The sequence below is a fragment of the Mycoplasma leachii PG50 genome, assembly GCF_000183365.1.
GTDB lineage: Bacteria > Bacillota_I > Bacilli_A > Mycoplasmatales > Mycoplasmataceae > Mycoplasma > Mycoplasma leachii.
The window spans coordinates 689,450-703,116 of record NC_014751.1 but is presented as its reverse complement, the minus strand read 5'-3'; the positions used below and the strand labels follow the sequence as shown (position 1 = coordinate 703,116).

Sequence of the window (13,667 nt, the reverse complement as noted above, 5' to 3'; positions counted from 1 at the left end):
AATAGGAGATAAAAAATGTCAAATAACATTAAAGATTTATCACTTGAAGAAATTATTAAAAAAATTAAAGAATATTCGTTATTAAAAGCAAAAGGTTTACTAACAGAAGATAAAATCGAAGAATTTGAATTATTAAAAAAAAGATATTTAGAAATAGTTTTAAATAAAAAATTTTAAATATTAAATTAAATGATTTCTATTAAATAAAAGGAGAAAAATGAAAAACAGTAAAAATGATAATTTAAATGCATTGCGTATATTAGGTGTAAGTGCAATTAATAAAGCAAAGTCTGGTCATCCTGGAATTGTTTTAGGAGCAGCTGGAATTGTTTATGTTTTATTTAACAAAATTATGAATTTTAATCCTAAGAATCCAGAATGATTTAATAGAGATAGATTTATTTTATCTGCTGGTCATGGTAGTGCTTTATTATATTCAGCTTTACATTTATCTGGATATGATTTATCTATTGAAGACTTAAAACAATTTAGACAATGAGATAGTAAGACTCCAGGTCATCCTGAAAAAACTTTAACTAGTGGAGTTGAAGTAACCACTGGGCCACTTGGCCAAGGCGTTGGAATGGCCGTTGGAATGGCCGTTGCTGAAGCTCATTTAGCTAGTGTTTATAATAGACCTAATTTTGATTTAATTGATCATTATACTTATGTTTTATGTGGTGATGGTGATTTACAAGAAGGAATTAGTCAAGAAGTAATTTCATTTGCTGGTAAAAACAAATTAAACAAATTAATTTTAATTCATGATTCAAATGATGTGCAATTAGATTCAGATGTGGTTGATGTACAAATTGAAGATATGCACAAACGTTTTAAAGCATGTAATTGAAATACAATTAAAGTTAGTGATGGAGAAGATTTAAACTCTATTTATAATGCTATTAAAAAAGCTCAAGTTTCAGATAAACCAACATATATAGAAGTTAAAACTATTATTGGATTAGGTTCAACTAAACAAGGAACTAAAGACGTTCATGGTGCACCTTTAAATGATGATATAACTAAAGTTAAAGACTATTTTGACTGAAAATATGATGATTTTATTATTCCAAATAGTGTTTATGAACATTGATCAATTAATGCTAAAAACGGTTTATTAAAAGAAGAAAAATGAAATGAATTAAAAGCTAAATATAGCTTAGATTATCCTGAATTAAACCAGTACTTAGATAATGCAATTGATAAAAAAATTACTTTTGATTTTAATAGTTTATTAGAAAATGTTCCAAGTAGTGATGAAGCAACAAGACTAAGTTCAGGAAAAATTTTTGAACAAATTGCAAATAAAGAAAAAATGTTAATTGGTGGAAGTGCTGATTTATCAAGTTCAACTAGAATTAAAGGTGCTGATAATCAATTCACTAGCTCTAATAAGACTGGTAGAAATATAATGTATGGAGTTAGAGAATTTGGAATGGGTGCAATTAATAATGGAATTGCAGCTCATAAAGGATTAATTCCAGTTGCTAGTGGATTTTTTGTGTTTGCTGATTATTTAAAACCAGCAATGAGATTAGCTTCTATTATGCAATTGCAACAATTGTATATTTTTACTCATGATTCAATTGCAGTTGGTGAAGATGGACCTACTCATCAGCCAATTGAACAACTAGCAATGCTTAGAACTATTCCAAATCATGTTGTTTTAAGACCCGCAGATTTTAGTGAGACTGTTGCTTGTTATAAAATTGCTTTAACAAAACTTGATAAGACTCCAACTTCAATTGTTTTAACTAGACAAAATGTTAAACAATTAAATCATGATGATGCTTTAAATAAAGTTGAATATGGAGCTTATATAATTAGTGATCAAGCTGATGCAACTATTACTTTAATAGCTAGTGGTAGTGAAGTTAGTTTAGCAATTGATATAAAAGAAGAATTATTAAAACACAACCTAAAAGCAAAAGTAGTTTCAATGGTTTCAACTAATTTATTTGATAAGCAAGATAAAAAATATCAAGATCAAATCATAGATAAAAAAACAAAAAGAATTGCAATTGAAATGGGAACAAGTGCGATTTGATATAAATATGTTGGTGATGATGGTTTAGTTTATGGAATTGATTGCTTTGGTGAATCAGCTCCAGCTAATAATGTAATTAAAGAGTTTGGATTTACTAAAGAAAATATTACAAATAAAATATTAGAGAACTTAAATAAATAGAAAAGAGAAATTTTAATGTTATTAACAAAAACTTTTTCAAATGGTGAGTTAGCTGGAATGCTAATTGGTGTAATTATTCTAGCAATTATTATTGGATTAATTTTAGGGTTTGTAATTACTAGATATATGGTTAAAAAACAATTAAAAGAAAACCCACCAATTACTGAAAAACAAATTAGATCTATGTATATGAGCATGGGAAGAAAACCATCTGAAGCTGATATTAAAAAAACAATGAATGCTATTAAAAAAGCAAAATAAAACAAGTATTTTATTACTTGTTTTTTTATTAGTGAAATTATATTATGAAATTAAGGATATATTATGACAATTTTTAATAAATTATTTGATTGGCAAAAAGAATTGATTATTAAAAATAAACATAAAAATCAGTTAGGATTGTTTTTAGATATGGGTAGTGGAAAAACAATTTTAAGTTTAGGTTTTTGTGAAATTAATCAAGTTGATGCAATTATTGTAATTGCTAGTAGAAGTAAAACTTTAGAAACTGCTGATCAAGACGCTAGTTTTACAAATTATTTACAAAATGATTTAAAATTTAAAGTTTATTTAAAAACTAACTTAAAAAATGCCAGTTTTAATAATAATCAAAAAGAAGCGATTATCATTAATTATCATTCATTTTTATTAAATATTAATAAAGAAAACTTTTTTAGTTATTTATCTGATTTTGTTAATATACATAAAAATCAAAAAATAGCTATTATTCTTGATGAAAGCCAAAATATTAAAAATTCAAGAGCTTTAATTTCAATTGGTATTAAAAATTTTATTGATTTAGTTCAAAAACAAACTTTTAAAACTTATTTATACTTATTAAGTGGAACTCCGCAAACTACTGGAGCTATTGATATGTTTAATCAGTTGAAATTTTTAGGTTTAAAAATGAGTAGATATCATTTTGAAGAACAATTTTGTATTAAAACTCAATTTAATAACGCCTATCGTAAAGTTTATAAAATTAATGGTTATAAAAATATAAAACAATTAGAACAATTAATTAATCAATTTGCTTTAACTACTAAAAATATTCCAACAATATATTTACCAAAACAACATTTTATTGGTTTAAAACTACCAATTAGTAATGAATTTGAATTATTTACAAATAAAAAAGTAACAGAATATGATTTATTAAACTTTTGTAATAAAAATAATATTAAATCAGACTATAAGCCAAGAGAATTAAATCTTATTAAAAACCCATATTATAAAAACTTAAGCTATCCTGATGATAAATGGATAGCTAGTGATGATGCATCTTTATGATTAAGAACTAGACAAATTTCAATTGGATTTCAAGGTAATAGTAAGGATTATTATTGATTTGATTATTCAAGATTAAATAAACTAGAACAACTTTTAATTGATAAAAGTGATAATTACATTATTTTTTATAATTACGATCCTGAGTTTGATGAAATTTATAAAATTTGTAAAAAACTAGATTATAAAATTGATATTTGAAATGGTAATAAAAAAGATATCATTAATTATTTAGAATATTTAAATTTAGATAAAAAGAATAAGACTAATAATAAAAAACGTGTAATTATTGCAAATTATTTTTCTGGATCAACAGGAAACAATTGGCAAGAATATGATAAAACTATTTTATTTTCTCTAACAACTTATGGTTATCATGTTCAAGCTTTAAAAAGAAATCATCGTATTGGAGCTAAAAATACAATTACTTATTATATATTTTTACAAGATAATTATTTAGAACAATCAATGTTAGATTCTATAAAAAAACGTCAAAACTATAATAAAGAAATTTTTATAAAAAACATTAAAGAATTTAGTGAACCAACAACTAAATATAAAAATAGAACCTTTGATTTTTAATTTTTTTATGATATATTAAAAAATTTTTTAGTTTTTCTAGTAGTATTTTAATAATAAACATTTTTGCGTTTTTTAATAACACTTCTTAAATTCAAAGTAAAATTCTTTTTTATAAACTTTAGCTTATAATTATTAATTATTTATAAAATTTTTTTAAATTTATAAAACTTAGTTTTTATAGATAATTTTAAATTTTATTTATATGCTTTTATTTATAATATAAATAGTTAATTAGAGAAGTGGTGAATAAGTTGTTTAGATGAGATTTATATATAGTAAATCCTTTATTAATAATTATTTGACTAATTGTTGCTATTTATTTATTTTATAAAAATAGTATTTCTAAACAAAAAGGATTATTTTATCTTGAAATTAGTAGTTTTTGAATAGTTATTAACTTTTTAATTCAAATAATTACAAATAGTGTTGATTCACCAATTTTAAAAACTTTACCAAGTTCAATACTTACTGTTTTACTTTTTTTAACTAGTTATTTTTTATATGCTACTATTTTAAATCCACTAGCTTTATGACTAACTTTAAAACTACAAAGTAGAAGAATTTGAATTTGAATTGGTTTATTTAGTTGTTTTATAAGTATAATGATTGCTTTTTTATCTAGTATAAATATAGTTTCTCTTATTTTTATAACTTTATTTATAGGAGTTGGAATTTCATGTCAAATCATTTATTTTTTATTTTTTAATGAACAATTTAATGAAAGATTATTTCCAGTTTTTAGTAGTATAAAAGCTGGATTTGTTGTTAGTTTTGCAAGTTTTATAAGTTATCAAATTTATAGTTTATTAAACTTAAATTTAATATCTAATCAAACTAGTTTTACAACTTGACCAATTTTTGTTTTAAGTTTATTTTGTTTATTTACTTGTTTAGTTGTTTCGATATTTATAAAAGAAAGAAAAACTAAAGTAGTTAAATATAAAGATGAGATTATTGAACAATTACAAAGATATGATTATAAAGTTTTAATTGGTTTAATTGTAATGAGTTTTTTAATTATAAGTGTAAATGTAATTATTAGATCAGATATTTTTGAACTATTTTTAGTAGCTAAACTAAAACAAAGTTCTGTTAATAATTTAAATATTTGAAATTATTTACAATCATTTAGAATTTGTTTTATTTTAGGTGAAATGTTATTAGGTTATTTATTTTATAAAATAATTGTTAAATCGATTGGAATAGTTAAATCAGTTTCTATTTTAACTAGTTTAACAATGTTTGGTGTAATTTTAATGACTTTTATTCATAATATTTACTTACTAACAATAATGATGTTAATTTTTGGTTTATTTTTCTTTGTAATGTTTTATTTATGATTTGGTATTAGTTTAATGTGAGACTATAGAAGTTTAAAAACTTCAGTTTTATCTATTTTTTTAACAGTTGTGTTTTTAACTTTATCAGTTTGATATTTAATAATTAGTATTTGTAAAGTTAATAATATTGGAATATTTAGTATTTTTAAATCAGTATTTGAAATTATTAATAATACTGATATTAATAAAAATAGTTTATTTATTAATAAAATTAGAAATGTTTATTATATTTGTTGTTTATTAATTTTTAATATTTTAGGAATTTATCTAGCAACATTTATTTGAATATCAAATTATATTATTGCTGAATATAATGATCTAAAAGATATTAAATTAAAAATGATAAATTTAGCAAAAAAAGACATAGAACAAAAAATGATAACTAGATTAATAAGAGAATAAAGAGAAATATTATGAGTGAATATGAATTAATTACTAATAAATTAAATGAACTAATTAAATTAAGTAAAAAAAAAGAACTTTCTCAAGAGCAATTGTTTGACATTTGTATTTATTTAACAAATGTTATAGATGATTTATTATTAAAAGAAAGTTTAAAAACTAATTTAATTAATCAAAACGAGCAGTTTAATTACTTGTTGTACTTATTAAAAACACTACTAGCAATTTTATTTTCAAGAAGAGCTTTTTTTAATTTTGATATTTTTGACAAGTTAAACCCAATTTTGTTATTTTATATAAAACAAAGTTTAGAATATAGTTTTTATGATGATCAAAATCAAAAATATTTATTAGAAAATTCTGAATTACATAGCTTAACTAGTATGTATTTGTATATGTTTAATATTTTTAATCAATTAAATAAAATTATTAATACTTTAAACTTAGCTTATAATTTAAAACCAAACCAACAAGAATACAAAGAATATATATTTATTAATGATTTTACTAATTTAAGCTATGCTTTTTATAAAACTAGAGGTACACAAAACAGAAGTGAACAGTTTTTCAAACTTTTAGACCAATCTTGATTATTTAATCATTTATTAAAAACAAAAACTAATTTAGATAATTTAGATTATTTAGTAAATTTAGTATTTGAATTAGAGTGTTTATTTATAATTATTTGTAGGATTTTTATTCAAATTACTTTAGATTTTAAGACAAACAAAGATATTAATAAATTACTTGAAATTAATTCAAATAATTTATAGAAAGAAAAAATGAAACACTGACAAGAATTAACAATTGACCAATTTTCAGGACCAATTGAGTTATTGTGATTAATGATTAAAGAAAAAAAACTTGATATTGTTGAATTAAGTTTATTAGAAATTGTTAATCAATACTTAGCATATATTAAACAAAACCAACAACTAGATATAGAAATAGCTAGTGAATATTTAATTATTGCTTCTCAACTAATTGAATTAAAATCTCGATACTTATTAGTTAAAGACCAAAAAGATGAACAAGTTGATCAAATTGATTATGATGATTTAGTTTATCAAATTAGTCAATACAATCAAATAAAAGAGATTTCTGATCAATTGTTTAATGCTCAAGAAGTTTATTTACAAACTTTTTCTAAAAAAAAATCAAAACAAACATTTAAAAAAGATTTAATTTTTGAAAACCCTGAACCTTTAATTGACTTAAATGATCTAGATTTAGATAAATTAACAGAAATTTTTTATAATGTAGTTACTAATTCAAAATCACTTAACTATCAAGCTGATTTTGATTTAGAAACTGAAATTTATCAAACTTTAACTACTCCAAGTTTATCTGTTCATGAAGTAATTTTAGATATAGTTAATAAAGTTACTTCAAATAAATTAAAAGAGTGAAAACTTGAAGAATTGTTAGAAATTTTAGAGTTTAATTTAAAAAACTTTATTGTTATTTTTTTAGCGATTCTAGATTTAGTTAGATATCAAATTTTAGAAATCGATACTAGAGATGAACGTATTTATGTTTGTTTAAGAAAAGAAGTAATCAAAAATGAAAACTTAATTACTCAACAATTAGAGGTGATTGCAAATGAATCTACAATATAGTGCTATTATTGAAGGGTTATTATTTATTTATGGAGATGATGGTCTTTCTTTATTAGATATTCAATCTGTTTTAGAAAATTTAAAGCCAACTGAAATTAAAGAAATCATAATTGAGTTAAACAAAAAATATTTAGCTGACCAATCTACTGCTTTTTGTATTCAAACTTATAAAAAAAATAATTACAGATTACAAACAAAACCTGAATTACACCCATATTTTGCTAAATTAGAACAATATAATGAAAATAAAAAATTATCTCATTCTACTATAGAAGTTTTATCAATTATTGCTTATAAACAACCAATTACAAAACAAAGTATTGAAGAAATTAGAAATGTTGATTGTAGTTATCAACTTCATAAATTAAGAGAAAAAAAATTAATTAAAGTAATTGGTAAAGATTTAGAAAATAATAGAAGTAATTTGTATGCAATTACTGATAACTTTTTTAAAGTTTTTAATATTAAAGGCGGAATTGAAGAATTGCCAGTAATTAGTGAACAAGATATTAAACAAGCAATCCAAAACAATAACGAACAAAAACAAGCTCAACAAGCAGTTGATTTGTATGGTAATGTTGAAGATTTTAATTTAGATAATCAAAATAATTAGTATTACTTGTTTTATTTGATAATATAAAAAATGCACCCAGTAACTTTTGTTATTGGTTTTTTTAAGGAGAAAAATGAGCTTAGAAAGGTTACAAAAAGTCATTAGTAGTAGAGGATATTGTTCAAGAAGAACTGCTGAAAAATTAATATTAGAAAACAGAATTAAAGTTAATAATCAAATTATTAATAAATTAGGAGTAAAAATTGATCCTAAAGCTGAAATTATTATAGATAATAAATTAGTAACATCTGATTCAAATAATCAAAAATATTATTATTTATTTTATAAACCTAGATTAGTTTTAACTACTATGTATGATCCTAAAAAAAGAAAAACAGTAGCTGATTATTTTAAAGATTTAAACCATCGAGTTTATCCAGTTGGACGTTTAGATTATGATGTAAGTGGTTTATTAATTATGACAAATGATGGAGAATTATCTAATTTTATAATGCATCCAAAGTATGAGTTTTTAAAAACATATCAAGGTCTTTGTCAAGGCCAAGTTAGTAAACAACAAGTTAATCAACTAATCAAAGGTGTATATATTGATAATAATTATTTAACAAAAGCTTATAGTGCTAAATTAGTAAAATATGATAAATTAAAAAATGTTTCAATTGTAGAACTAACTATTAATGAAGGTAAAAAACATCATGTTAAAAAAATGTTTGAATCTATTCAAGCTCAACTTTTAAAACTAAAAAGAACTAAAATTGAATTTTTAGAAATAGATAATTTAAAACCAGGTCAATATCGTGAGTTAAAAATTCATGAAATTAAAAAACTTTATGGTATTTATCATTCTTTAAAACAAAACAATAAAAAATAAAGGAGAAATTATGAAAATTGCAATTTTTGGTACTGTAGGAGCTGGAAAATCAACAATTTCTCAAGAAATTAGTAAAAGACTAGGCTATGAGATTTTTAAAGAACCAGTTGAAAAAAATCCTTATTTTGAACAATACTATAAAGATTTAAAAAAGACTGTTTTTAAAATGCAAATTTATATGTTAACAGCTAGATCAAAACAATTAAAACAAGCAAAAAATTTAGAAAATATTATTTTTGATAGAACTTTATTAGAAGATCCTATTTTTATGAAAGTTAATTATGATTTAAATAATGTTGATCAAATTGACTATAATACTTATATTGAATTTTATAATAATGTTGTTTTAGAAAATTTAAAGATTCCTGAAAACAAATTAAACTTTGATATTGTTATTTATTTAAAAGTCTCAACTAAAACTGCAATTAGTAGAATAAAAAAAAGAGGAAGAGCTGAAGAATTGCTAATTGGTGATGAGTATTGAGAAACTTTAAATAAAAACTATGAAGAGTTTTACAAACAAAATATTTATAATTTTCCTTTTTTTGTTGTTGATGCTGAATTAGATGTAAAAACTCAAATAGAATTAATTATGAATAAATTAAACTCAATGAAAAATCCAAATTAGAGGTATTAATATGGGAAGAGCACATGAAGTAAGAGCCGCTTCAATGGCTAAAACTGCTGCTAAAAAATCTGCAGCAAATGGAAGAGCAGCAAAAGAAATTTATATGGCTGCAAAACAAGGTGGAATTGATCCAAATTCAAATTTAGCTTTAAGATCCGTAATTGATAAAGCTAAAGCTAATCAAATACCAAGAGATGTAATTGAAAGAGCAATTAAAAGAGCTGCTGGTGGAGATGCTGAAAATTATGTATCTAATAGGTATGAAGGTATTGGACCTAATAATGTAGCAATTTTAGTTGATACTTTAACAAGTAATGTTAATAAAGCAGCTGCTATGATTAGAGAAACTTTTAATAAAAATAAAGGTAATCCAGATGGAAAAGTAAGTTTTTTATTTGAAGATGTAGCAATGTTTGCTTTTAAAAATAAAAAAGAAGATGAAGTTTTAGAAGCTTTAATGAGTGATGAAGTAGAAATCAATGATTTAATTTGTGAAGATGAAACTATTATTATTTATGCTCCTTTTAAAGCTTATAATAGTGTTAAACAATCATTAGATAAATTAAATATTGATGAGTATTTAATTTCAGAAATTAGAGCTATTCCAATTGATAAAAGAATTGAAATTAAAGATGAGCAAATTAAATTGCAATTACAAACTTTATTAGATAAATTAGATGAACTAGAAGATGTACAAAACGTCTATCATAATGCTGAGTTGTAGAAATACAACTTTTTTATTTACAAATATTAGATAATTAATAAATAATACTAATAAAATATTAGTAAGTTTAAAAATTAAATAATTAAGTCAGGTGATTTTATGAGCTTTAGTTTAGCTAATTTCATACTTTTAATAGTTAATACTTTAACTATTTTTTTAATTCTATTAATTTATTTAATAACTACTAGAAGTTATTTAAATCACCAAGTACCTTTTATTAATTCTAGTAATTTAGTAATTAATTCAACAGATATTAATAAAGCAATTAGACAATTTCAAATTATCTTTAATTTAACTGATTATGAAATTATTTATACTGATACTGATAATATGATTAAAGTTTTTAAAAATATTAATAAAAATAAAAAACAAATTATTATTAGTAAACGTATATTTGAATCAGTTGGTTATGAATTAGATTATTTAATTTCTAGATTATGAATTTCAGCAAAGCAAGTTAAAAAAGATGGTTTATTAAAAGTTTATAGACTAACTATTTTAACTATTCCTACTTTTTTAATTATTATGTTAAGTTTATTTATGTTAGCAAATCTATTCTTATTTATTTATAATTTTTTTACAAATGTATTTGAAGTTAATAGTTTAAATAATCAAAATAATATGAATATAAACTTTTTATACAAATTATGAAAATATATGATCTTTAATTATTTAAGTTTTTCTATGATTATATGTTTATTTATTAATTACTATATTTCTATTATTATTAAAAATAAAATTGAATTATATTATAATGATGAAGTTAGTAAGCTAGTTTCTTCAGCTTTAGAAATGTATGAATATGATTTTAAAGCAGCTAGAATTTATGCATTAAATATTAAATGAACTTATATACCAGTTTTTAAAATAAATAACTTTTGAACTAATCATTATAAGTGAACTGGTCCTTTTACAATAGTTTAAGTTTTACTCTTATTATTTATATTTAGTTAGTTGATTAAGTATAGATAATAAGATTTTTTTATTTAAAAATAGATTTTTAAAAATAAGTTATTTACTAGAAAATGAGTGCAAAACTTATTCCAACTATAAAGTTTAGACAAACCCTGCTAAGTGCTTGACATTATATATATATATATATAATGAATTTCAGCTATATAGAATACATAATATGTAGCTAAAATAACCGGTTTTTTGAAAGGATAATTAATGAAAAAATTATTAACTTTACTAAGTTCAGTTGGTTTAATTGCATCAACTAGTGCTGCTGTAGTTGCATGTGGTGATAGATCAAATACTGAAATGAATAATAATGGAACTTCTGAAAAACCATCAGAAATGACAAAAGAAGATAAAAAAGAGGAAGAGTCTAAAGCTGATGGAACAACTCCAGGTAAAGCTGATGGAACAACTCCAGGTAAAGCTGATGGAACAACTCCAGGTAAAGCTGATGGAACAACTCCAGGTAAAGCTGATGGAACAACTCCAGGTAAAGCTGATGGAACAACTCCAGGTAAAGCTGATGGAACAACTCCAGGTAAAGCTGATGGAACAACTCCAGGTAAAGCTGATGGAACAACTCCAGGTAAAGCTGATGGAACAACTCCAGGTAAAGCTGATGGAACAACTCCAGGTAAAGCTGATGGAACAACTCCAGGTAAAGCTGATGGAACAACTCCAGGTAAAGCTGATGGAACAACTCCAGGTAAAGCTGATGGAACAACTCCAGGTAAAGCTGATGGAACAACTCCAGGTAAAGCTGATGGAACAACTCCAGGTAAAGCTGATGGAACAACTCCAGGTAAAGCTGATGGAACAACTCCAGGTAAAGCTGATGGAACAACTCCAGGTAAAGCTGATGGAACAACTCCAGGTAAAGCTGATGGAACAACTCCAGGTAAAGCTGATGGAACAACTCCAGGTAAAGCTGATGGAACAACTCCAGGTAAAGCTGATGGAACAACTCCAGGTAAAGCTGATGGAACAACTCCAGGTAAAGCTGATGGAACAACTCCAGGTAAAGCTGATGGAACAACTCCAGGTAAAGCTGATGGAACAACTCCAGGTAAAGCAAAATAAAATATTTTACAAAGCAATAGCTTTACAATAAAAACTCACTTATTTTAACAAGTGAGTTTTTATTATCTTATATTAACTACTTCTATTTTATTTATTTTAAATTTTTAAAATTTCTAGTAATTCCTTTTTCTTTACAAATTTAAGTGAAGCTCATCTGCCAGTTGGAATTCATGAAAAATTATCTTTAAACCCCATATTAATAGCAGTAGAATTACCATCTTTATAACCAATTAGTAAAGAATCTAACAGATGGAAGAGGATACGTGTTTTCATTAGTTATTTCTTCAATCGTTCAAAAACCATGTATATATGCTTGACATTATATATATAATGAATTTCAGCTATATAGAATACATAATATGTAGCTAAAATAACCGGTTTTTTGAAAGGATAATTAATGAAAAAATTATTAACTTTACTAAGTTCAGTTGGTTTAATTGCATCAACTAGTGCTGCTGTAGTTGCATGTGGTGATAGATCAAATACTGAAATGAATAATAATGGAACTTCTGAAAAACCATCAGAAATGACAAAAGAAGATAAAGATAATGATAGTAAACCAACTGAAGGAGCAGGTTCATCAACAGGTAAATCAACTGAAGGAGCAGGTGCTTTGAAAGTTTCTTATTCATTAAACAATTCGGAATTAGATTCTTATTGAAATAGTTATATTCTTGATTTATTTTTTTTTTTTTTTTTTTTAAAAAAAAAAAAAAAAATATAGTTAAGTTTTGAATAAATTAATATTTATATAAGCTAAAAAAGAAGGATTAAAGAGATCCTTCTTTTTTATATAAAAAAATACTTAGTTTTTAGTTAAAAAAAATAGATTTTTAAAAAACAAACATAAAACTTATTTCAACTATAAGGTTTAGACAAATCCTGCTAAATGCTTGACATTATATATATAATGAATTTCAGCTATATAGAATACATAATATGTAGCTAAAATAACCGGTTTTTTGAAAGGATAATTAATGAAAAAATTATTAACTTTACTAGGTTCAATTGGTATGGTAGCTTCAACAGCGGCAGTTGCAGTTGCATGTGGTGATAAAGGAACCAATACAAGCTCAAACACAGATAATAATGGTAGTGAAAAACCAAGTGATAGTGGAAATCCTGAAGTTCAACCACATGGAGAAACTGAAAATGATGGTGGAATGCAGGATGATAAAGCTAATCAAAAAATATCTACAGATGCAGCTAAATTAAATGATGCAAAAGAAGCTGTAGCAGCTGCTCAAAAGAAAGTTGATGAGGCGATGAGGCTAAACAAGCGTTAGAAAAAGTTACTCCAGATAAAAAAGAAGCAACTAGAAAAGTAGTTACAAAAGCTGAAGAAGAATTAAAATTAGCTAAAGAAAAATTAGATAAACTTCAAAAAAACACCTAAATCATCATTAACAACA

16 protein-coding genes are annotated in these 13,667 nt (G+C 23.5%); 15 read left to right on the top strand and 1 reads right to left on the bottom strand.

The window, feature by feature from the left end; translation table 4 throughout:
• Nucleotides 1–15 precede the first annotated feature (15 nt).
• The 13 genes from MSB_RS04985 (at nt 16) to MSB_RS05355 (ending at nt 12,255) form a co-directional block, all read left to right on the top strand.
• The gene (locus tag MSB_RS04985) at nt 16–177 is read left to right on the top strand and encodes a hypothetical protein (protein ID WP_013447890.1); all 162 of its coding nucleotides are present in this window, start codon (nt 16–18) and stop codon (nt 175–177) included.
• Nucleotides 178–217: 40 nt separating this feature from the next.
• The gene (gene tkt, locus MSB_RS03005; protein WP_013447889.1) at nt 218–2,188 is read left to right on the top strand and encodes a transketolase; all 1,971 of its coding nucleotides are present in this window, start codon (nt 218–220) and stop codon (nt 2,186–2,188) included.
• A 15-nt stretch (nt 2,189–2,203) separates the two neighbouring features.
• Nucleotides 2,204–2,449 carry a YneF family protein gene (locus MSB_RS03000; RefSeq protein WP_013447888.1) on the top strand — a complete coding sequence of 82 codons (246 nt, stop codon included), beginning with the start codon at nt 2,204–2,206 and terminating at the stop codon, nt 2,447–2,449.
• A 63-nt stretch (nt 2,450–2,512) separates the two neighbouring features.
• Complete coding sequence (locus MSB_RS02995) at nt 2,513–4,057, top strand: SNF2-related protein (RefSeq protein ID WP_013447887.1); 1,545 nt, start codon at nt 2,513–2,515, stop codon at nt 4,055–4,057.
• 242 nt (nt 4,058–4,299) lie between these two features.
• On the top strand, nt 4,300–5,799 hold the full coding sequence (locus MSB_RS02990; protein WP_041362476.1) for an MFS cation transporter: 1,500 nt from the start codon (nt 4,300–4,302) through the stop codon (nt 5,797–5,799).
• A gap of 11 nt (nt 5,800–5,810) precedes the next feature.
• On the top strand, nt 5,811–6,572 hold the full coding sequence (locus MSB_RS02985; protein WP_013447885.1) for a hypothetical protein: 762 nt from the start codon (nt 5,811–5,813) through the stop codon (nt 6,570–6,572).
• A gap of 9 nt (nt 6,573–6,581) precedes the next feature.
• Nucleotides 6,582–7,418, top strand: coding sequence for a segregation and condensation protein A (locus MSB_RS02980; protein ID WP_013447884.1), 837 nt, complete (start codon nt 6,582–6,584; stop codon nt 7,416–7,418).
• A complete protein-coding gene (gene scpB, locus MSB_RS02975; protein WP_013447883.1) occupies nt 7,402–8,031 on the top strand; it encodes an SMC-Scp complex subunit ScpB in 630 nt (209 codons plus the stop codon). Before MSB_RS02980 ends, scpB begins: the two co-directional genes overlap by 17 nt.
• 73 nt (nt 8,032–8,104) lie before the next feature.
• Nucleotides 8,105–8,863, top strand: coding sequence for a pseudouridine synthase (locus tag MSB_RS02970; RefSeq protein WP_013447882.1), 759 nt, complete (start codon nt 8,105–8,107; stop codon nt 8,861–8,863).
• Nucleotides 8,864–8,873: 10 nt separating this feature from the next.
• Complete coding sequence (locus tag MSB_RS02965) at nt 8,874–9,491, top strand: deoxynucleoside kinase (protein ID WP_013447881.1); 618 nt, start codon at nt 8,874–8,876, stop codon at nt 9,489–9,491.
• Nucleotides 9,492–9,501: 10 nt separating this feature from the next.
• Nucleotides 9,502–10,215: a YebC/PmpR family DNA-binding transcriptional regulator gene (locus MSB_RS02960; RefSeq protein ID WP_013447880.1), complete on the top strand. Its 714-nt coding sequence runs from the start codon at nt 9,502–9,504 to the stop codon at nt 10,213–10,215.
• A 99-nt stretch (nt 10,216–10,314) separates the two neighbouring features.
• Complete coding sequence (locus MSB_RS02955; protein WP_013447879.1) at nt 10,315–11,139, top strand: hypothetical protein; 825 nt, start codon at nt 10,315–10,317, stop codon at nt 11,137–11,139.
• Between the two features lie 246 nt (nt 11,140–11,385).
• The gene (locus MSB_RS05355; RefSeq protein ID WP_013447878.1) at nt 11,386–12,255 is read left to right on the top strand and encodes a lipoprotein; all 870 of its coding nucleotides are present in this window, start codon (nt 11,386–11,388) and stop codon (nt 12,253–12,255) included.
• Nucleotides 12,256–12,351: 96 nt separating this feature from the next.
• On the opposite strand, the gene MSB_RS02945 is transcribed toward MSB_RS05355, so the two are convergent.
• The gene (locus MSB_RS02945; protein WP_013447877.1) at nt 12,352–12,528 is read right to left on the bottom strand and encodes a phosphoglycerate kinase; all 177 of its coding nucleotides are present in this window, start codon (nt 12,526–12,528) and stop codon (nt 12,352–12,354) included.
• A 124-nt stretch (nt 12,529–12,652) separates the two neighbouring features.
• Between MSB_RS02945 and MSB_RS02940 the strand changes: the two genes are divergently transcribed.
• Both MSB_RS02940 and MSB_RS02935 read left to right on the top strand, forming a co-directional pair.
• Nucleotides 12,653–12,979: a lipoprotein gene (locus tag MSB_RS02940; RefSeq protein ID WP_013447876.1), complete on the top strand. Its 327-nt coding sequence runs from the start codon at nt 12,653–12,655 to the stop codon at nt 12,977–12,979.
• Between the two features lie 253 nt (nt 12,980–13,232).
• The gene (locus MSB_RS02935) at nt 13,233–13,541 is read left to right on the top strand and encodes a lipoprotein (protein ID WP_013447875.1); all 309 of its coding nucleotides are present in this window, start codon (nt 13,233–13,235) and stop codon (nt 13,539–13,541) included.
• Nucleotides 13,542–13,667: the final 126 nt, after the last annotated feature.